Genomic DNA, 20,261 nt, shown 5'->3' on the forward strand with positions numbered 1-20,261 from the left:
AGCGGGATATTTCAGTTTTTGTACCGTCGCCAAGACGAGTTAAACCGTTATTTTATTTTTTCACCGTACTATTAATGCAGCTTGGTGTGTTGTGGTACATTATTTCTTGAGTTGGAGAAAATATGGAACAGTCACAAAATGTTATTTTACAAACAGTGAATTTGACTAAAGAATTCAGCAGCAAAAGCGGTTCTGTTCAAGCTTTAAAAGATATTAATTTGAGTATCAATTCCGGTGACAGCTTCGGTATAATCGGCTTGAGCGGTGCCGGTAAAAGTACTTTAATTCGCTGCTTCAACTTTTTGGAACGTCCAAGTTCAGGTAAAGTCTTCTTTCAAGGCCGTGATTTAGCCGTGCTGAGCGAGAAAGAGTTACGGCAGGTTCGGCGTAAAATCAGTATGATTTTTCAGAATTTTAATCTTTTGGCTCAGAGGACCGTGCTGGACAATGTGATTTTTCCATTAGAAATCAGCGGAGCAGAAAAAGATTATTCTTTAGCCAGAGCCAAGGAATTGTTGGAATTGGTAAGTATGGGCGATAAATTGAACGCTTATCCCGATCAACTTTCCGGCGGTCAAAGGCAGAGAGTAGCAATTGCCCGAGCTTTAGCTAATAAACCGGACGTTTTATTGTGCGATGAAGCTACAAGTGCTCTTGATCCCGATACGACGGAACAAATTTTACATTTGCTCAAAGAGATTCAACATAAGCTGGGAATTACCTTGGTGATTATTACGCACCAGATGGATGTAGTAATTAAGGCCTGTGATAAGGTCGCTGTAATGGAAAACAGCAGAATTGTTGAAGAAGGTAAGGTAAAAGATGTTTTTGTTAAGCCGCAATCGGACATAGCTAAACGTTTAATAATGCCGCATGGTGAGTTGGTAAAAAAGATTGACAGCAATCGTTTGATTCGTTTAACTTTCGACGGCTTGGCTGCCGGTGAACCGATTTTGGCCAATTTAATTCTGGCCTGCCGGGTACCTGTCAGTATTTTACAAGCGGACAGTAACACTATAGACGGAGTAACTTACGGGCAAATGTTGATCCGAATTCCCGATGATAATATCAGCGAGAGTCGTATTTTGGCCTGGCTGGAGGAAAACAATATAAATTATAAGAAGGAGAGAAAATAAAATGAGCAGTACACAAATAGTACAATTATTAGCCGACAGTTTGGTTGAAACTTTGGTTATGACTCTAATCTCAGCCTTTGTTGCTTATATTTTAGGTTTGCCCTTAGGTATTTTGCTGTTGACAAGTTCAGATAAAGGAATTTGCCCGAACAAGCTTGTACATCGGACACTCGGTGCTTTAACGAACTTTTTGCGTTCCATTCCTTTTTTGATTCTTTTGGTTTGGATTATGCCGTTTACACGTTTGATTTCCGGAACTACTATCGGTCTTCGAGGTGTGATAGTACCTTTGGTTATTGCCGCTTTTCCTTTTGTGGCTCGCTTAGTAGAATCTTCTCTGCAGGAAGTAGATCCGGGAGTTATCGAAGCTGCTCAGGCGATGGGCGCCAATAATTGGCAAATTATCACGAAGGTTTTATTGGTTGAAGCTAAACCGTCCCTGTTGGTCGGAGCAGCTTTAGCAGTAACTACAATTTTAGGATATTCGGCGATGGCCGGTTTCTGCGGTGCCGGAGGCCTCGGTGCTGTAGCTATCAATAACGGCTACCGGCGCTATGATAACAAATTGATGGTTCTGACGGTTATTGTTTTAGCCGTTGTCCTCCAAATTATTCAAGAATTAGGTTTATATATTGCCAAACGAATTGATAAACGTCGTCAGGCAAAATGAGTTTATGTTCATAAAAAAGAAAGTAGGATAGATTATGAAATTAAAAAAAGTATTATTAGCAACTTTAGCTGTGGCCTTGGGCTTAAATTTGGTAGCTTGCCAAAAATCAGTTAAAAATACCGGCACAGAGAAGAAAACTGAAACTTCTGCCCAAACAAAGGTTAAAGCAACTGATAGTAAGTCCGGCGTTGAAACAGTGACTTTAAAAATTGCCGCCAGTGCAACACCGCATGCCGATATTCTGAAATATGCTCAGGGTGTTTTGGATGCCTCTTCTACTAATAAAAGAGTTAAATTGGATATTAAAGTTTTTGAAGATTATGTTTTACCGAATAAGGTAACTGAAGACGGCACAGTTGATGTCAATTATTTTCAACATGAACCTTTCTTGAAAGACTTTAATGAAAAGAACGGTACACATATTGTTACTTTAAAGAAGATTCATTATGAACCGTTCGGCCTTTTCGGCGGCAAACAAAAAAGCTTGGATAACTTGAAGGATGGTGCTACAATTGCCGTTCCGAACGACGGTACCAATGAAGGTCGGGCTTTAAGACTCTTGGAAAGTGCCGGTTTAATTAAATTGAAGCAGGATGCCGGATTTAATTTAACCAAGCAGGATATTGTGGAAAATCCGCATAAACTGAAAATTGAAGAAGTAGAAGCAGCTCAGGTCCCGAAAGTTTTACCGGATGTTGATTACGGTGTAATTAACGGTAACTTTGCTCTTTTAGCTAATTTGAATGTTTCTAAAGATGCTTTATTAGTGGAAAAATCAAAAGATGCCATCAATGAGTTTGCTAATTTGCTGGCTGTTAAAAAGGGCAACGAAAACTTGCCCGGCCTGAAAGAGCTGGTTGAGGCTTTGAACAGCAAAACTGTGCGTGATTATGTAGCTGAAAAGTATAAGGGCTCCGTTATTATGTTGGATAAATAGCTTTTAGCATAATCCGTCATTATTATTAACACAATCAGAAACAATAATGTTTCCGGTTGTGTTATTTTTTATCTTGGTGTTTTCCGGTACCGAAAACACTGATGGAGCATGTAATATGAAAGATAAAAAAATTTCTAATGCAGCAGCCGGTACGCTGTCGACAATTATGGGAGCAATTTGTTGGGGATTTTCTGGCTTTTGTTGTGATTTCATGTTTTCCGTCCACCATATGTCGCCTTTATGGGTTACGCCGGTAAGAATGATTTTAACTTCGCTTTTGTTGTATATAATATGTTTTATCACGTACGGTTGGCGCAAAACTCTTGAACCTTTGAGCAACAGGTATGACCTTATAAGAGTAATTTTTTTCGGTGCTGTCGGTTTAAGTTTAGCCCAATATCCGTACTTGATGGCCATTTCTTATTCCAATGCGGCTACAGCGACAATTTTGGAATTTTTGGGAGTTTCCTATTTGGTGGTGTTTGTGTGCATCCGACAAAAACGTCTGCCGAAAAAATTTGAATCATGGGCTTTAATTTGTGCTTTAATCGGTACTTTGTTAATTACGACACATGGCGATTTCAGTTCGTTGATTATTACGAAAGCCGCTTTATTTTGGGGAATTTTGAGCGGGATAGGAATTGCTGTTTATACTTTGTTACCGGTCAGACTGCTTTGCCGTTATAACAGCATGATTTTAGTTTGTAACGGCATGCTTTTTGCCGGTATTACCATGTCTTTAATTTGCCAACCTTGGAAATACACTGTAAGTTGGGATGAACAGACAATTTTACCGATGGCTGCTTTGATTATCATCGGTTCAGTTTTTGCTTTCAGCTTTTATATGTACGGAATTAATAAAATAGGTCCGGTTAAAGCGAGCATGCTCAATACATTGGAACCTCTTTCCGCCATTGTTTTTTGCGCTTTATTTTTGCATTTGCGTTTGCATTTGTTGGATTATCTCGGATTCTTATTTATACTGTCCACCATTTTTATCTTAAAACTTGATAAAGAAAAACAAATAAAGACTGAAAATTCGGCTAAGAAAGCCGAAATTCAACACGAATAGCAGGTATGTAAAAGCCGGCATTTTGCAATAGAGTGTAACAATATTTTTGACTTGAAAAAATTTTATATTTATGTTAATTTTAACGAAATTGTTTCATAATGATAATAGAGTCGGGTGTAATAGAAGAATTTCAAGGAGAATAAAGTGGAGCGGATTAAGTTTTCAGCATTTTTAGGTAAGTCGAAGTATTTACTTTATATTTTGCCGCCGGCGATAGCCTTGGAACTGTTCTTTACCTTATTTATTCCCGGAGTTATGGCCAATGTTATTGATCAGGGAGTTTTGCAACTTAACCCCGCTTATATCGGACAGACTGCTTTATCTTTGTTGGCAGCTTCTGTTGCCGAATTGCTGACAGCTTTGTTGACTTCTTTTATAACAGCTTACGGCTGTTCGATTTTGATATCCAATCTGCGCCGCTATCTGTTTCAACATATTTTGCAAATTTCTTTAGCCGATTTTGAAAAAATCCAAAGTTCAAGTTTATTGACCCGTTTGACCGGCGATTTGTTAACTATCCAATTTTCTTTGATGTTGACGTGGAAGTCGGCTTTTCGCCTGCCGATTTTAATAATTTTAGCTTGGTTTTTAACTTGGCGAATTAATTATAAGATAGCGATGATGTATATTCTGCTTATGTTTGTTTTATCGCCGATTTTAGGTCTGATAGCTTATAAAGCATATCGTTATTTCAAAGAGCTTTTTCAAAAAAATGATGAATTAAATAAGTGTGTGCGGGAAAACATTACGGGCATTAAAGTCGTAAAATCTTATGTCAGAGAGCAGGCGGAAATTGATAAGTTTCAGAATATTGCCCGAATAATTTGTAATATAAACATTAAAGCTGAAAAAATAGCCAATTATTTTAATCCTTTAATGAATGCGGTAGTGTATCTTGTTGTCCTTTTTATTCTTTATGCCGGCGGTAAAAGTTTAGTTTTCGGAGAAATGAAAATCGGTCAAATTACAGCTGTTATGCTTTATACCATGCAAATCATTATGGCATTTTTCTATTTAACTTTTGTTTTGCTGATGAATATTTTTGCTGCAGCAGCACGGAAACGGATAATGGAAGTTATGCAAATTCAACCGAAAATTTTGCCAAGTACGGCAGCGTCTACTTCTTTGCCGGATAATTCCGTTAAATTCGAGCATGTCGTTTTTTCTTATAAGCAGCAGAATACTCCGACAATAAATAATCTGGATTTTTTCTTGCCTGCCGGTAAAAGCTTGGCAATATTAGGAGCCACCGGTAGCGGTAAAAGCACGATCATCAATTTGCTTTTGCGTTTTTATGATGCCGATGGCGGGACTATTAAGATCGGGAATCGGGATATTAAAACTTACGATCCGGATTTTTTGCATGCGCAAATTGCCGTAGTTCTTCAAAATAATTTTTTGTTTAACGGTACAATTAAAGAAAACTTACAGGTAGGTGCAGCTGCTTGTACGGAAAAACAGATGGAGCAGGCTTGCGCATTGGCAGCTTGTGATTTTGTCTTTTCTTATCAGGACAAGTTCGAGCATGAAATTGCCAAAGGTGCAGCTAATCTTTCCGGCGGTCAAAAACAACGTCTATGTTTGGCTCGTGCTTTCATAAAAAAGCCGGCAATATTGATTTTAGATGATGCAACAAGTGCTTTGGACACGGTGACGGAGACGAAAATTTTCCGTAATTTACAGGAATACTTACCCGATGCCACTAAAATAGTAGTGACGCAAAGAATTAGCGCTGTGGAAAAGTGCGATTTTGCTTTAATTATGCAAAACGGGCAGATGCAGGATTTCAATACTCCGGCTGAATTGGCCCGCCATAATGCTGTTTATCAGGAAATAATGTTAAGTCAGGGGAGAAAGGAGGCTTGCTAATAATGCTTAAGAAAGATAAATTTTCTTTTGGAAGTTTACTTAGATTATTGCGCGATTTTTCTCAAGGTAACGTCAGAGCCTTAGTATTTGCAGCTGTGGCGGTTTTAGTCAGTACTGTCAGTCTGGCGGCAGTTTCTTATTCTTTGAAGATTTTATTGGATAATTATGTTTTACCGATGCTTGCCGCCGACAGCCGTGATTTTCAAGCGTTTTATTACTTTTTGTTGAGCTTATTTCTGCTGTTTGCCTGCGGTACATATTCCTGCTATTTTTACAATCTGACTTTAATTAATATCGGTCTGAAATTTTTATTGAAGTTGCGTTTGCGGCTGTTTACCAAGATGCAGAAACTCAGTATGACTTATTTTGACCGTCAACAAGTCGGGAAAATTATGAGCATGTATACCAACGATATTTCTTCAATGCAAAATTTATTTACGCAGACAATTGCCGTTATTTGGCAAAATACATTGCAAATTGTTTTTTCCCTGTGTTTGATGTTTTTTCTCAGTTGGAAATTAACTTTGTTTGCGCTCGCTTTTGTCTTTTTTATGTATATTGTCGGTCAAAAGTTGGGTGCTTATTCCGCCGCTTACTTTGCGCAGAGGCAGAAATCTTTGACGGAACTTACCGGCTTTCTGGAAGAACAGCTGCAGGCAATTAAGATTATTAAAAGTTACAATCAAACGGATACCTGTTTGCAGAAATTCAGGCATATTAACGACAAGTTGACCGATTCGCAAATCAAAGCGACTGTTATCGGTCAAAGTATGGCACCTTTAATCAGCAGTATAGGTAATCTGCAATTTGTACTTATAGCTTTAATCGGAGCTTTTTGGGCAACTAATCCTGCTAACGGCGTGACTATCGGCAATTTAGCGGCGTTCTTACAACTTTCGCGCAGCTTTAATGAACCTTTTATCGAATTAACATATAATTTCAATAATTTAATTATGGCAGCCAAAGCGGGAGAGCATATTTATAAATTAATTGATGCACCGGAAGAAAATGATACAGGCATGGTGGAATTGACTTACACACCGGCAAAATTACCGGCTTGGAAAATTTATGAGCCGGATAATCAGATTGAAGTACGGACAATTAAGGGCAAAATTGTTGTGCAGCATTTAGATTTTGCTTATGAGCCGCAGAAAGAAATATTACACGACATCACTTTTACTGCCGAACCGGGAGAAAAGGTAGCTTTAGTCGGTTCTACCGGCGCCGGAAAAACGACAATTATCAATTTAATTAATCGCTTCTATGAAGTTGCGGACGACAAAATAATTTATGACGGTATAGATATTAATACTATAAAGAAAGCCTCATTGAGAGAATCTATGAGCGTAGTGCTGCAGGAAAGCCATTTATTCAGCGGTACGATTTATGATAATATTCGCTTCAGTCGACCGGAAGCAACATTGCAGGAGATAGAAGCGGCGGCAGAACAGGCGCAGGCTGATTCTTTTATCAGGCGGCTGCCGGCAGGCTATGATACTTTCATTGATCCGGAAGCTACGGAATTATCAGGCGGACAAATTCAACTTTTATGTATTGCCCGCGCTATTCTGGCCGATAAGCCGTTGCTGATCTTGGATGAAGCTACCTCAGGAATAGATACAGGTACGGAACATCTGGTACAAAAAGCGATGAATAATTTAATGCGAGGCAAAACTGTACTTATAATTGCCCATCGCCTTTCGACTATTCGTAATTGCGATAAAATTTTGGTAATGGATCAGGGAAGTATCAAGGAAGCGGGTAACCATAAACAATTATTAGACTTAAAGGGTATTTATTATCACTTGTGGAATGGCACTTTGGAGTTGGATTAAAGTCATTTTTTGCCTCCGTTTAGGCGATGTCCGGGCAATTAGCCGCGCTTCCAGGCGTGACGGCTGAAACAAATAAGGACGGGCAAAATTTCCAAGCGACCGGCAATCATGGAAAAAGTCAAAGTTAACTTGGAAATATTATCATAGAAAGAAAAGTTGCCGCTCGGACCGACAGCGCCGATGCCCGGACCTATATTGTTAAAAGTAGCCACTGTCGCGCCGAAAGCCGTCTGAAAATCAGGACTGTCATGACTTATAATCAAAGTAATTAGGAAAAATACCAACATATAAATGACAAAATAAGCGTGAATGCTGTTGTAGGTTGCATAAGGCAAAGATTTACGATCCATTTTGACAAAATATACGCGTCTGGGGGAAAGTAGATGAATTAATTCAGCTTTAATTGTTTTGAAAAGCACAATTATACGATAAACTTTGATGCCGCCGGCAGTTGAACCGGCACAGGCGCCGATTAAGGTAATAAGCACGATTATAGTTTGCGAAAGTACCGGCCATTTCGTGTAATCGACCGTGCAAAAACCGGCACTTGTCATCAGAGAAGTAACATAAAAGAAAGCGTGCCTGAAGCTGTCGGCAAGATTGTCATATAAACTACGGATATTCCAGAAAATTATTAAAATAGCACTCAGCATAATGCCCAGATACCAACGCAGTTCTTCATTTTTATAAAAAGCTTTAAATTGTTTGAGCAGCAACAAATAGTATAAATTGAAATTAAGGCCGAAAGCGATTAAAGACAAACCGACAACATATTCAATATAGGGAGATTGATAGGCGGCAATACTTTGAGCCTTATTGCTCATACCGCCGGTGCCGGCTATACCGAAAGCGTGAATCAGAGCGTCGAATAGAGGCATTTTCCCCAGACAAAGTAAAATCACGACAATTGTTGTCATCCCTAAATATATCAGATAAAGAGTTCTGGTCATATCCTTAATTTTGGGCAATAATTTGCCGAAAATCGGTCCGGGAATTTCCGCCTTGAGAACATTAACATTGGCCGAATTACTTGCCGAATTAGGCATGATGGCAATTACGAAAACTAAAACGCCCATACCGCCGATCAAATGGGTAAAACTGCGCCAGAATAACAAACTGTGCGGTAAAGATTCAATATCGTTCAGAATACTGGACCCTGTGGTTGTAAAACCGCTGGCAGTTTCAAATAAAGCATCAATATAATTCGGAACATAGGCGCTGAAGAAAAAGGGTAAAGCACCTAAACCGGATAATAAAAACCAGGAAAGAGCGCAAACAATAAAACCTTCTTTGGTATCAATTTCTTTAATAGGAGGAATTTTCCGCCCCCAGATAAAACTTAAAATCAGACAAATAATGATACACATAATGAAGCTGAAAAATATCCGGCTCTCTTCCCGATATATACAGGCCACTACTAAAGGCACAATTAATAAGGCTGCCAACAGCAACAAAATACGGCTCAGCATAAATTTAATCATTCTGTGGTTCATACAGTTCCTCCGACGAGAATATCGTCAATATCGTCGAAATTCTTATGCGTAGTCACAATTAAAACTTTATCTCCTGTTTGAATAATATCGGAACCTCCGGGAAAAATAAGTTTATTATCTCGAATAATATAAGCGATTAAAATGTTTTTCTTAGTTGCCAAATTGGCCAGAGGAATATTACAACAGGCTGCATGGGCTTTAACATTAAATTGTAAAACTTCCACTTTATCGCCGCACAAACGATATAAAGCATCAACGTTCGAACCGCTGGCATTACCGTAAGCTCGGACAAAACGGACTATCTGATCGGCTACCAGGAGACGCGGGGTAATAATTGAGTGACTGTCAATATGATTATGATCTTCCCGATACAGCAGACACAATAAATTGGTCCGATTAACTTTGGAAATTACTTTGGTTACGTTGAGCTTTTCGGCATATAAGCTTATAAGTAAATTTTCTTCATCGATACCTGTAAGAGCAATACTGACATCATAATCAGCCAAATGTTCCGCATCCAATATTTGTTGATTGGTCCCGTCTTCATTGATTACGGTAATATCGGGATAAGTCATACTTAAATTTTCCGCTGCAGTTCGATTAACTTCGATTACCTTCGGTTCAATTCCGCCGCGTAATAAGCGCGGAATAAGGTGATTGGTAATTTTGCCGGCACCGACAATTAAAGCGTTTTTAATTTTCGTCTGACTATAGCCTAAATAAGCATAGAATAAATTCAGTTCTTTAATATCTCCGGTAACGAAGATACGATCGCCTTCGCAAATTTCCGTCAAACCGAAGGGAATAAGGACCGAACCGTCTTTCCGTTCGATTGCCAAAATGATAACGCTGTTGAAACGATTACGGACAGCAGCCATATTAAGCCCGATAATCGGACTTTGAAAAGGTAACTTCAGGTTTAATAAATAGCCCCGATCGTGGGCAAATTGTTCAACGTTGCTTGCCTGCGGAAATTGTAAATTTCCGGCAATATCCCTGGCTGCCTGCAATTCAGGATTAATGATCATGTCAATTCCCAATTTATTGCGTAAAAAATTAGCTTGTTTAGTGTAATTGGGATTACGTACGCGGGCAATAGTTTTTTTGGCACCGAGATATTTGGCCGTTAAAGCGGCAATCAAATTGGTTTCGTCCTGCGGCGAGACGGCAATAAAGATATCAGCTTCCGCCACATTGCTTTCTTTTTGAACATCATATAAAGCACCGTTACCGACAAAGCCGGTGATATCAAATGAATTAATCAATTTGGAAATCAAATCGGCATCCGTGTCGATTAAGGTAACGTCATGCTTAGCTGCAGCCAAATCCTGACATAACGTTTCCCCGACTTTACCTCCGCCGACAATTGTAATATTCATAAAAAAACATCCTTCAAATAACATGAAAGAGCTCGCCGTAAAATTAACGCAAGCACCAAAAACTTAAGCTATATTATACCTGATTTTTCAGATGAAAGCTTTAATATTCAGCTCCTTTGTGTTACTCTATAAAACAAATTGACACAAATTACGCTTTATATTGCTTAGGAGGCAAAATGGCACGCATTTTTCAAGAAGAATCGCATACTTTCAGCGAGTATTTGTTAATTCCCAATTTAACTACACAAGCTTGTCAGAGCCAGAATGTCAGTCTGCGGACTGCCATTACCCGTTATCGAAAGGGGCAAAGAGAACAGGCGTTATCTATTAATATTCCTTTAGTCTCGGCTATTATGCAGGCTGTATCCAATCATACGCTGGCGATCGCTTTAGCCAAAGAAGGCGGATTATCATTTATATACGGTTCACAGTCGGCTGAGAGCGAAGCTGAAATGGTTCGCCTGGTCAAAAGTTATAAAGCCGGTATTGTCAGCAGTGATTCCAATTTGCGGGAAAATAACACATTGGAAGATGCGGTAAAATTGAAAAATAATACAGGGCATTCAACTATTGCTATTACAAGTGACGGTACGAACAGCGGTAAATTATTGGGTTTATTGACTTCGCGTGATTACAGATTAAGTCGAACGGCGATGAATACTGAAGTCAAGGATTTGATGACACCGATTTCCCGCCTGGTGACGGCAAAGGAAGGTGTTTCTCTGACTGAGGCGAATGATATCATCTGGGAGCATAAGCTTAACCAATTACCTATTATTAATGAAAAAGGAAATTTAGTCGGACTGGTTTTCCGAAAAGATTATGATTCCCACAAAGATCATCCCAACGAAATACTGGATCGACGCAAACGTTTACTGGTAGGAGCCGGAATCAACACAAGAGATTATAAAGAGCGTGTACCTTTATTGGTTCAAGCCGGTGTCGATGTTTTATGTATCGATTCATCAGACGGTTTCTCCGAATGGCAGTATGAAACTATCTCATGGATTAAACATAATTATCCTAATATACCTGTAGGTGCCGGTAATGTTGTGGATGTTGACGGATTTAATTATTTGGCTGATGCCGGAGCAGATTTCATCAAAGTCGGTATCGGCGGCGGTTCAATTTGTATTACACGTGAAACGAAAGGTATCGGTTGCGGCCAGGCTACAGCAGTTTATAACGTCGCCCGGGCACGTGATGCTTATTACGAAAAGAACGGTGTTTACATTCCCATCTGTTCCGACGGCGGTATTGTGCATGACTATCATATGACCTTGGCTTTAGCTATGGGTGCCGATTTTATTATGCTGGGCCGTTATTTTGCCCGCTTTGACGAAAGCCCGACCAAACGCATGGTGGTCGGCGGTAAATACGTCAAGGAGTATTGGGGTGAAGGGTCCAATAGGGCCAGAAATTGGCAACGGTATGATGAAGGCAACAATAAAGGCGGTATGCTTTTTGAAGAAGGTGTCGATTCTTACGTGCCTTATGCCGGTTCGTTGGCATTGAATGTTAACAACAGCTTGGCTAAAATGAAAGCTACAATGTGTTCGGTCGGCAGCTTGACCATTCCTGAATTGCAGGCCAAGGCGCGTCTGGTCCGTGTTTCGGCAACAAGTATTGTTGAAGGCGGCGCACATGATGTTATTCTTAAGAACAGTCAAAGTGTAGATTTATAAGGAGATAAGAGGAGAAAGTATGGCAGAAGAATTTTATGAGATGACGCAGGAAGGCGTCAATCGTTTGAAAGAAGAGTTGGACAGACGCAAAGTTGAAGAACGTTCTTCAATTGCCGAGAGAATGAAGATTGCTCGCGGCTTCGGCGACTTGAGTGAAAATTCGGAATATGATGAAGCCAAACAGGCTCAAAGTGAGAATGAGCAGCGCATTTTGGAATTGGAGAATATTCTTAAGTACGCTAAAGTTGTCGAAGACACGGATGCCAACAGAAATAAAGTAGCAATCGGTACGACAGTTAAGTTACAGGATGTTGAATCCGGTGAGACGGAAGAGTATAACATCGTAGGTACGGCGGAAGAGGATATTTTCTCCAATAAAATCAGCTCCGATTCACCTGTCGGCCAGGCCATAATCGGCAAACGAAAGGGACAAACTGTTGAAGTTGATACACCTTACGGTATATTTAAGTACAAAATTACAAGTATTTCTCGTAAATAAGCAATAAGTGCGAGAAGGAGCGAATATGGATAAGCAGAACAACAAATCAACAAGTGAGCAAATAGAAATAAGACGAGCCAAGTTACACGATTTGCAGGCTCGCGGTAAGGATCCTTTTGTCATAACCAAATATGAGCGTACAAATCTGGTACAGGATATTAAGGCTGATTATAATTCTTTTGTCGGCAAAAATATTAAACTTGTCGGACGTATTATGGCCAAACGCGGTATGGGTAAAGTTAATTTTTCCGATTTAATGGATTCTACCGGTAAAATTCAAGTCTATACACGTAAAGATGTTTTGGGCGATGACGCTTACGAAGATTGGAAGAAATTGGATATCGGCGATATTGTCGGAGTCAGCGGTGAAGTTATGTTGACTGAGGCGGGAGAAATTACTTTACGTAATATGGAGTATGTGCTCTTAGCCAAAGCTTTACGTCCGTTGCCTGATAAATTTCACGGCCTGCAGGATGTGGAATTGCGTTGCCGTCAACGTTACGTTGATTTGATTGCCAATCAGGATGTTAAAGATACTTTTGTCAAACGTTCGCTTCTCATTCGGGAAATTCGTCGTTTTATGGACGGCAGAAATTTCCTGGAAGTTGAAACTCCGATTTTGAATGTTATCGCCGGCGGAGCAAGCGCACGTCCTTTCGTTACCCATCATAATGCGTTGGATATTGATATGTATTTGCGAATTGCGCCGGAATTGTATTTGAAGCGTTTGATTATCGGCGGCTTTGATCGTGTCTATGAAATCGGACGTAATTTTCGCAATGAAGGTATTGATAATCGACATAATCCTGAATTTACAATGATGGAATTATATCAATCTTATACCGATTTGTTCGGCATGATGGAATTGGCGGAATCCTTGATCTCTCATCTGGCGTTGAAATTGTATAATTCAACTAAAGTTATGTGGGAAAATAAGGAAGTTGATTTAACTCCGCCTTTCAGACGCTTAACCATGCTCGATGCTATTAAGCAATTCTCAGGTGAAGATTTTCATGATGTTAAGGATTTTGCCGTGGCGAAAGAGATTGCGGCCAAGCATCAGATTGAAGTTTTGCCTTCACACGGTTTAGGCGATATTATCAATTCTTTCTTCGAGAAATATGTGGAAGAAAATTTGGAACAGCCGACGTTCATTTATGATTATCCTTTGGAAATTTCTCCGTTAACCAAGAAAAAGCCGGGACAACCTAATTTGACTGAACGTTTCGAATTGTTTATTCACGGTAAAGAATTCGGTAATGCTTATTCGGAATTGAACGATCCGGAAGATCAGAGAGAACGTTTTGCTTTACAAGCTAAAAAAAGAGAAGCCGGTGACGATGAAGCTAATATTATTGACGAGGATTTCTGCGAGGCGCTGGAATATGGTATGCCTCCTACAGGTGGTCTGGGTATCGGCATTGATCGTTTGTGCATGCTTTTAACGAATAAAGATTCGATCAGAGAAGTGTTGCTCTTCCCGACAATGAAGATTTTGAATAACACATCTAAGGCGGAAACGGCTGAGCAGACGACTGCAGTTGCACAAACGCCGGTTAAATTACCTGAAACTATTGATTTTTCCAAAGTGAAAATCGAGCCTTTATTTGCCGATTTCGTTGATTTTGATACTTTCAGTAAATCGGATTTGCGTGCTGTTAAAGTTAAAGCCTGTGTTGCCGTACCGAAATCGAAAAAATTATTGCAATTTACACTTGATGACGGCACGGAAACGGATCGGACCATATTAAGCGGTATCCACGCTTTCTATGAACCGGAAGAGCTGGTAGGTAAAACTTTGTTGGCGATTGTCAATTTGCCTGCTCGGGCGATGATGGGTATCGAGTCATGCGGTATGTTGCTTTCGGCTATTCATACGGAAGACGAAAAAGAGAAGCTGCAGTTGATTATGCTTGATGACCATATTCCGGCCGGAGCGAAGTTGTATTAAAGAACACTCTAATTATTAAACTGGGGTTTGTAATGAATCCCGGTTTAATTTTTATAATTTGTAAGTAAGAACACGATGTAAAAAGAATTAGCACGGTATATCGATTATTCAGTGGCTATGACCGAAGAGAATCTGGCAGTGTAATCACAAGTTTGAAGAACACTGCACCACTCCACACTTAAAAGAAGATGAGATTCAAACGCTGTTTATTAAAGGCGTAAACATGCTGGTTAAAGATAAACAGGAAATCATCGCAACGCATAAAGAGATGGTAAAAACTGTTTTTGATACCTCAAGTCTTGAAAACGAGCAAGTGAAACTTGAAGAAGAACTCAACATCGTAGCTGACAAGGTCAATAACTGCATCAATGAGAATGCGCGGAAATTGCAGGACCAGGATGAGTATGAGAAAAAATATGCGAGTTTAGTGAACAGGTTTAATACTGTAGAGTCGAGGCTTAAGGAAGTTAAAGCTCGTATTGTTGAAAAGCAAGCGAGGCGTGATGAGGTTGAATATTTTATTGATGGCTTGAAAAAGCAGGACTTGTTAACAGCGTTCGATGAAAACGTCTGGCTTAGCATGGTTGACTATCTATGCGTGCATAAAGATGGAAAGGTTGAGTTTACTTTCCTTGATGGGAGTGTAATAAAAATAGACGGGTAAACAACGAATATAGAATAAATAAAGGCTAGTCAACACTGAATTTATCTTGTATAATCAGCGTATTAAAAGTTACGTATAAAAGGTTGACAAGGCTATGGGAAATCTGACAAAATCCTTGACAGACAGACAGACAGACAGACAGACAGACAGACAGACAGCATAACTCTGTCTCTTTTCACATAGAATTTTTTAATAGGCAGAAGCATATACCTAATGGATAGGTACGTGTTTCTGCCTATTTTTATGCATTTTTTCAAAACGATAATATAAATAACTTGAATATGTGAAAGATATAAAAATAAAAAATAAAGGTGAAATGAGAATGAAAAGGATAAAGGATAGCACTATGAGAATAAAAAGAAAGATTTTAAGTTTGATTTTGACAAGCTTCCTTGTGGTAGGCATGATGCCGACGGTTGCGCTCGCAGCAAACGGTGCGGCATTTCCTTATGTTGATGCCAAAGGTGTTGCGCAGACACCGGTTAATGCAACTGTATTATCCGGCACCATTAGTGAAAATATTGGTGTGAGCGGTCAAGAAACATGGTATATCGTAACGAAATCCGCAACCATTGCACCATACAAAAAATTTGTTGGAACGGTTAATCTGATTCTCGCAGACGGCGCAACTTTGACATCCAAAATGACAGGCACATCGGGTGCTGAGGATACATTGATCATATGGGGTCAGGAACAGGGCACGGGAACCTTTAACGCCACGGCCGGAGATTTTGAGGCAGGAATTCAACTGTCCGGTGGTAGTCTGGTTATCAACGGCGGTACTGTCAACGCCATCGGTTGTACAGGTCCTGACTGGGCAGAAAACGGTGCGATTGGTGAAAATTTTAAAAGCATTACAATCAACGGCGGTACAGTAAATGCGACTGCAACAAAAGGACCGGCAATCGGTAGTGACAGTGATTCTCCTATCACCATTACCGGCGGTAACATTACTTTGAACAGTCCTATTAGCGGTATTCAGACGGGAAACAGTGGCAGTGTTACTGTTTCCGGCGGTAAGATAGCTAACCGAAACGGTGGGAAAGTAGTAATTAAGAGTGGTCTTGTCTCTGTAGATGAACATTGTTTTACAGATGGCATAGATATAGTCAAGGATACACCAACTGTTGACACAAAGCCCACAGCATCCGAAATCATTATCGGCGATGCACTTTCCGCTTCGACCTTAACAGGTGGTGTTGTAAAGGATGCTGACGGTGCAGAGCTCAAAGGCACATTTACTTGGAAAGATGGCACAGAAGTTATGAACACAGTCGGAACCGTTGCCAAAAAGGTTGTTTTTACTCCCGATAATACTCATTACAATACAGTAGAAATTGATGTGAACGTCACCGTAAAGTATGCGACCTATGTTATTAAAACAGGGGCAAAGCAGGAAGTAACTATGGGTAACGCCGCAACATTTGTATCGGATGCAGATTTTGCCAAGTTTATTAAGGTTCAGGTTGATGGCAAGGATGTTGACAGTAAATACTACACCGCAGAGGCCGGTTCAACGAAGATTACCTTGAAGAAAGAGTTTATTGATACACTTTCTGTTGGTGAGCATATATTGAGCATTGCTTCCACAGACGGTACAGCAACAACAACATTTACTGTTAAAGTAAAATCTGTAGTGTCTGAGACATCAGCGCCTACGCCGAATCCAACTTCAAATCCGCCTACACTGGATTCTAAGCCGCAGCCTGAAAAGCGTATTGGTATGATTGCTAAGACAGGCGAATCAGCATCGTTTGCAGGCTTGCTCGCAGCGTTAGGTTTCTCGATTGTCGGACTTGAAATTCTTCGTAAGAAGAAAATGTTGGAAGAAAACAATAAGTAGGCACTGTCTGTTTTAAGTAACGAGCATTGCTTATTGGAAGGTGGCTCTAGCTATATGTTAGAGCCATTTTTTGTATGTTAGATTTTAAGTGCGATTTGAGATGAGCTTTCTTATTTTGATACCTTAAGTCTTGAAAATGAGCAAGTGAAGCTGGAAGAAGAACTCAATATCGTGGCTGATAAGGTTAACAACTGTATCAATGAAAATGCACGGAAATTGCAGGATCAGGATGAGTATGAGAAAAAATATGCGAGTTTAGTGAACAGGTTTAATACGGTAGAGTCAAGGCTTAAGAAAGTCAAAGCCGGTATTGTTGAAAAGCAAGCGAGGCGCGATGAGGTTGAATATTTTATCGAGGACTTGAAAAAGCAGGACTTGTTAACAGCGTTCGATGAAAACGTCTGGCTGAGCATGGTTGACTATCTAACCGTGCATCAAGATGGAAAGGTTGAGTTTATCTTCCTTGATGGGAGCAAAACAGAATTAAAGCGTTAAGCTTATAGGAAATGTTAGAAGGCAAAATAAAAGCATATCAGCAAGCTGCTGACGTGCTTTTTTGCTGTTAAAAGAGTTACACGTTGAGTATAATAGGATAGATGTACATGAGATTCTTGAAATGAATTCAATTCTTCCTAACTTCTAAATCACGCTGTTTTAAAAATGTCAACCATTGCAGTATCACATCTAAAGCCAGTTTGGCGTTTCCTAAATTGCAATGATTTCCCGCATTTTCTTTTTCAGTAAAAAGGCGAAATGTGAGAGAGTTCGCATTGGTAAGTGCGTTGATTTCTTTGCCGATCATTCGGTAATCAACGAGGTGGTCTTGGTTGGCACCAAGAATCAATACATCTTGTTCAATCATGGAGGCCACATCCATAATCTGATATTTACTCACTTTCTTCAGATAATCATAAATGCTGTCAGCTCCATAGGCGTACATTCCATGATTGACACCCCATTGAAATAATGGGTCATTCTTCCGTATCAATTTCATCATGCAAAGAATAGGGCTGAGAACGATGCGAAGATTATGTTTCAACATAAACCGAACGATACCGGCTACCTTTTTTGGTATTTGGTCGAGAACCACGTCAAGAAAGTCCGGAAAAACAGACCAAGATACAGCCCTTGTAATTCTCTTGTCAAGTGCAGCAGCACGCAGGGCCAGCATAGCTCCCAAAGAAACACCAATAATAATGACGTCATTCAAGTGAAAGAAATCTAATATTGCTTTGACCGGACGTTCCCAAGCATATGTAAAGTGTTTACCTTGAACACGAAGAACGTTGCCTTGTCCAGGACCTTCAAATAGATATACATCATACCCGTGTTCAGAAAGATATAACATCGGCAAAAACATTTCCTCAAAGCATGAATCGTTACCACCGTGTAAAAGAATGGTGCCCTTACATTGTTTTTGAGTTTTTGCAACCATGATTGGCAGCATAACATCTTCATATGGAACTTGAATTTTCTGGACACGTCTCTCATCGAAATAAGAATGGTAATACTCATAAAACAGTCCTGTGGCTTTTATATAGTATTCCTTGTTGCCAGGATTTCCATCAAAAAATTCGCTCATCTGGTAATATGCAATTGCCTGAGGGATTCTGTTTTGAGAGAGTGCATGATCCCCAAGGTAAATCATTTCCTGTTTCCAGCTTGTGCTGTCTGTAATCCTTTTGGCAGCCTGCATCACATCGTTTAAATTCCCTCCATCCCAAAGAATGACACGGTTAAGCTGAAAGTTAAAATTAGGATCAGGATTTAGGTGATACATACCTTGTTTAAATTCCAACTCCATGCAAAAGATCTCCTTAAAAATTTGCTATTTGTGGGTAATTAAACTTCCCACTTCTTGATAAAAGTTTCAAACGATTTCATACATCTATGCAAAACAGCCACCATTAAGAGCATCAAAATAGCGCCTACTACACAACTGATCCATAATTGAGCTGTGGTAAAAGAAAGGAATTCATTTGAGACCCAAAGGATATAAAAGCAAAACGGAAGTAACGGGACTGCGGTGACCACTCCGGGTACATAGCCTTTAAATTGCGACGCCAACATACAATGCACAATCAGGTGAATGGTAAATCCAAAAAATAATCCCAGCCACAAAAAGTACCAATCAAAGATACAAGCAGAGAGCGATAAAGCTGAAATAATGAAAAATTCAATCAATACACCAATGGAAAATGACGGGGTGCTTCCCAAATCGGCAAATGGAATCTTCTTCATTTTTGTTGTTTGTATTTTTCTTTTATATTTCCGTTTCCATGCCTCCACAAAAATAATCTCCTCGAAGTCATGCAGCATAAAAATAACCGGGAACAGCCAAACAATCGTATTTATTGTATTCATAAAATTGAGCCTCCTTTATCTGTCTCACTTGTGTCACTTTCTAATTTATATTATATTCAAAAAGACATGATTGTTAATGGAAGAAGTTCAAGTGCTACAATCCCGAAAAAGTGTGACAGGAGGACCAAAATGAGTTTGGTAGAAAAGGAAAAGAATCCCATCGCTGAGCAATCCCGTCAATGGTTGATGCAGTCCTTGTTGGATCTTATGAGCCAAAAAGACTACGCTCGTATTACCGTAACAGAAATCGCCGAACATGCGCTTTTATCAAGGAGAACTTTTTATCGGATCTTTGATTCGAAGGAGCAGGTATTACAGCAATGCTTCTTAGAAAGATGTGAGGACTACATTACTTATTTTCAAAAAGACAGGCACTATACACTGGAGCAGATTGTGGAAGTGTTTTTTACCTTTTGGGAGAAACAGATCAACTTTTTGCGTCTTTTGCAGCGGAATCATCTGTTCTATTATCTGCTGGAAGAATTCAATCGGGCCTTACCTGTGATTTATGACACCGTTCGTGGAAATCAAAATTTGTACGATAGCATCTTTGAAAAGAAAGCTGCACTGCTTGTCAGTGCCGGTGCACTTTGGAATCTTCTTTCCGAATGGATGCAAATGGAAAATCGCCCGTCTCCAAAAGAAATATCTAAAATGATGCTACAAATAATTGCATCTAATTCTTGAGTTTTTTAATAGTTAATCTGATACACTAACGGTAGTAATTGCGCGAAAAAGGCTGACAAAATCTTTATAAAAAATAGTTAAAACAGCCGGTCAATTATTACAATCGACCTGTTTTTATGCTTAAGGCACTTAGCTTTCAAGATATAATGAGTACGAGCTGATTTCAATAGATGAAGG

17 protein-coding genes are annotated in these 20,261 nt (G+C 39.6%); 13 read left to right on the forward strand and 4 right to left on the reverse strand.

Going from position 1 to position 20,261, the window contains the following annotated elements; all coding sequences use genetic code 11:
- Positions 1–122 precede the first annotated feature (122 nt).
- The 6 genes from PYS60_RS03135 to PYS60_RS03160 all read left to right on the forward strand — a co-directional run bounded on the left by PYS60_RS03135 (position 123) and on the right by PYS60_RS03160 (position 7,519).
- The gene (locus PYS60_RS03135) at positions 123–1,136 is read left to right on the forward strand and encodes a methionine ABC transporter ATP-binding protein (RefSeq protein ID WP_315570771.1); all 1,014 of its coding nucleotides are present in this window, start codon (positions 123–125) and stop codon (positions 1,134–1,136) included.
- Position 1,137: 1 nt separating this feature from the next.
- A complete protein-coding gene (locus PYS60_RS03140; protein WP_315570773.1) occupies positions 1,138–1,806 on the forward strand; it encodes a methionine ABC transporter permease in 669 nt (222 codons plus the stop codon).
- A 34-nt stretch (positions 1,807–1,840) separates the two neighbouring features.
- Positions 1,841–2,743, forward strand: a complete 903-nt coding sequence (locus PYS60_RS03145; RefSeq protein WP_315570775.1) for a MetQ/NlpA family ABC transporter substrate-binding protein — start codon at positions 1,841–1,843, stop codon at positions 2,741–2,743.
- A gap of 115 nt (positions 2,744–2,858) precedes the next feature.
- Entirely contained in the window at positions 2,859–3,815 is a 957-nt protein-coding gene (locus PYS60_RS03150) for a DMT family transporter (RefSeq protein WP_315570776.1), read from the forward strand.
- 144 nt (positions 3,816–3,959) lie between these two features.
- Positions 3,960–5,684: an ABC transporter ATP-binding protein gene (locus tag PYS60_RS03155; protein WP_315570778.1), complete on the forward strand. Its 1,725-nt coding sequence runs from the start codon at positions 3,960–3,962 to the stop codon at positions 5,682–5,684.
- Between the two features lie 2 nt (positions 5,685–5,686).
- A complete protein-coding gene (locus tag PYS60_RS03160; RefSeq protein ID WP_315570780.1) occupies positions 5,687–7,519 on the forward strand; it encodes an ABC transporter ATP-binding protein in 1,833 nt (610 codons plus the stop codon).
- Positions 7,520–7,557: 38 nt separating this feature from the next.
- Here PYS60_RS03160 and PYS60_RS03165 read toward each other — a convergent pair whose 3' ends face one another.
- Positions 7,558–9,012: a TrkH family potassium uptake protein gene (locus PYS60_RS03165; RefSeq protein ID WP_315570782.1), complete on the reverse strand. Its 1,455-nt coding sequence runs from the start codon at positions 9,010–9,012 to the stop codon at positions 7,558–7,560.
- Positions 9,009–10,391, reverse strand: coding sequence for a Trk system potassium transporter TrkA (trkA, locus tag PYS60_RS03170; RefSeq protein WP_315570784.1), 1,383 nt, complete (start codon positions 10,389–10,391; stop codon positions 9,009–9,011). The genes PYS60_RS03165 and trkA overlap by 4 nt, the downstream gene beginning before the upstream one ends.
- 176 nt (positions 10,392–10,567) lie before the next feature.
- Between trkA and PYS60_RS03175 the strand changes: the two genes are divergently transcribed.
- The 6 genes from PYS60_RS03175 (at position 10,568) to PYS60_RS03200 (ending at position 17,528) form a co-directional block, all read left to right on the forward strand.
- Positions 10,568–12,076: an IMP dehydrogenase gene (locus tag PYS60_RS03175; protein WP_315570786.1), complete on the forward strand. Its 1,509-nt coding sequence runs from the start codon at positions 10,568–10,570 to the stop codon at positions 12,074–12,076.
- Positions 12,077–12,095: 19 nt separating this feature from the next.
- A complete protein-coding gene (gene greA / locus PYS60_RS03180) occupies positions 12,096–12,575 on the forward strand; it encodes a transcription elongation factor GreA (RefSeq protein WP_315570788.1) in 480 nt (159 codons plus the stop codon).
- A 25-nt stretch (positions 12,576–12,600) separates the two neighbouring features.
- Positions 12,601–14,526, forward strand: a complete 1,926-nt coding sequence (gene lysS / locus PYS60_RS03185) for a lysine--tRNA ligase (protein ID WP_315570789.1) — start codon at positions 12,601–12,603, stop codon at positions 14,524–14,526.
- Between the two features lie 223 nt (positions 14,527–14,749).
- Complete coding sequence (locus PYS60_RS03190) at positions 14,750–15,190, forward strand: hypothetical protein (RefSeq protein ID WP_315570790.1); 441 nt, start codon at positions 14,750–14,752, stop codon at positions 15,188–15,190.
- A gap of 283 nt (positions 15,191–15,473) precedes the next feature.
- Positions 15,474–17,033: a hypothetical protein gene (locus PYS60_RS03195; protein WP_315570791.1), complete on the forward strand. Its 1,560-nt coding sequence runs from the start codon at positions 15,474–15,476 to the stop codon at positions 17,031–17,033.
- 144 nt (positions 17,034–17,177) lie between these two features.
- Complete coding sequence (locus PYS60_RS03200; RefSeq protein WP_315570793.1) at positions 17,178–17,528, forward strand: hypothetical protein; 351 nt, start codon at positions 17,178–17,180, stop codon at positions 17,526–17,528.
- Positions 17,529–17,655: 127 nt separating this feature from the next.
- Here PYS60_RS03200 and PYS60_RS03205 read toward each other — a convergent pair whose 3' ends face one another.
- On the reverse strand, positions 17,656–18,837 hold the full coding sequence (locus PYS60_RS03205) for an alpha/beta fold hydrolase (RefSeq protein ID WP_060776567.1): 1,182 nt from the start codon (positions 18,835–18,837) through the stop codon (positions 17,656–17,658).
- Between the two features lie 38 nt (positions 18,838–18,875).
- Positions 18,876–19,397, reverse strand: a complete 522-nt coding sequence (locus PYS60_RS03210) for an HXXEE domain-containing protein (RefSeq protein WP_004111736.1) — start codon at positions 19,395–19,397, stop codon at positions 18,876–18,878.
- A 129-nt stretch (positions 19,398–19,526) separates the two neighbouring features.
- Between PYS60_RS03210 and PYS60_RS03215 the strand changes: the two genes are divergently transcribed.
- Positions 19,527–20,084: a TetR/AcrR family transcriptional regulator gene (locus PYS60_RS03215; protein ID WP_004111734.1), complete on the forward strand. Its 558-nt coding sequence runs from the start codon at positions 19,527–19,529 to the stop codon at positions 20,082–20,084.
- The last annotated feature ends 177 nt before the right edge of the window (positions 20,085–20,261 follow it).

The sequence above is a fragment of the Amygdalobacter indicium genome (assembly GCF_029101545.1).
In the GTDB taxonomy this organism is placed as follows: Bacteria; Bacillota; Clostridia; order Saccharofermentanales; family Fastidiosipilaceae; genus Amygdalobacter; species Amygdalobacter indicium.

Coding starts and splice junctions, on each gene's coding strand:
- PYS60_RS03135 (WP_315570771.1), top strand. CDS start 123: ATGGAACAGTCACAAAATGTTATTTTACAAACAGTGAATTTGACTAAA.
- PYS60_RS03140 (WP_315570773.1), top strand. CDS start 1,138: ATGAGCAGTACACAAATAGTACAATTATTAGCCGACAGTTTGGTTGAA.
- PYS60_RS03145 (WP_315570775.1), top strand. CDS start 1,841: ATGAAATTAAAAAAAGTATTATTAGCAACTTTAGCTGTGGCCTTGGGC.
- PYS60_RS03150 (WP_315570776.1), top strand. CDS start 2,859: ATGAAAGATAAAAAAATTTCTAATGCAGCAGCCGGTACGCTGTCGACA.
- PYS60_RS03160 (WP_315570780.1), top strand. CDS start 5,687: ATGCTTAAGAAAGATAAATTTTCTTTTGGAAGTTTACTTAGATTATTG.
- PYS60_RS03165 (WP_315570782.1), bottom strand. CDS start 9,012: ATGAACCACAGAATGATTAAATTTATGCTGAGCCGTATTTTGTTGCTG.
- trkA (WP_315570784.1), bottom strand. CDS start 10,391: ATGAATATTACAATTGTCGGCGGAGGTAAAGTCGGGGAAACGTTATGT.
- PYS60_RS03175 (WP_315570786.1), top strand. CDS start 10,568: ATGGCACGCATTTTTCAAGAAGAATCGCATACTTTCAGCGAGTATTTG.
- greA (WP_315570788.1), top strand. CDS start 12,096: ATGGCAGAAGAATTTTATGAGATGACGCAGGAAGGCGTCAATCGTTTG.
- lysS (WP_315570789.1), top strand. CDS start 12,601: ATGGATAAGCAGAACAACAAATCAACAAGTGAGCAAATAGAAATAAGA.
- PYS60_RS03190 (WP_315570790.1), top strand. CDS start 14,750: ATGCTGGTTAAAGATAAACAGGAAATCATCGCAACGCATAAAGAGATG.
- PYS60_RS03205 (WP_060776567.1), bottom strand. CDS start 18,837: ATGGAGTTGGAATTTAAACAAGGTATGTATCACCTAAATCCTGATCCT.
- PYS60_RS03210 (WP_004111736.1), bottom strand. CDS start 19,397: ATGAATACAATAAATACGATTGTTTGGCTGTTCCCGGTTATTTTTATG.
- PYS60_RS03215 (WP_004111734.1), top strand. CDS start 19,527: ATGAGTTTGGTAGAAAAGGAAAAGAATCCCATCGCTGAGCAATCCCGT.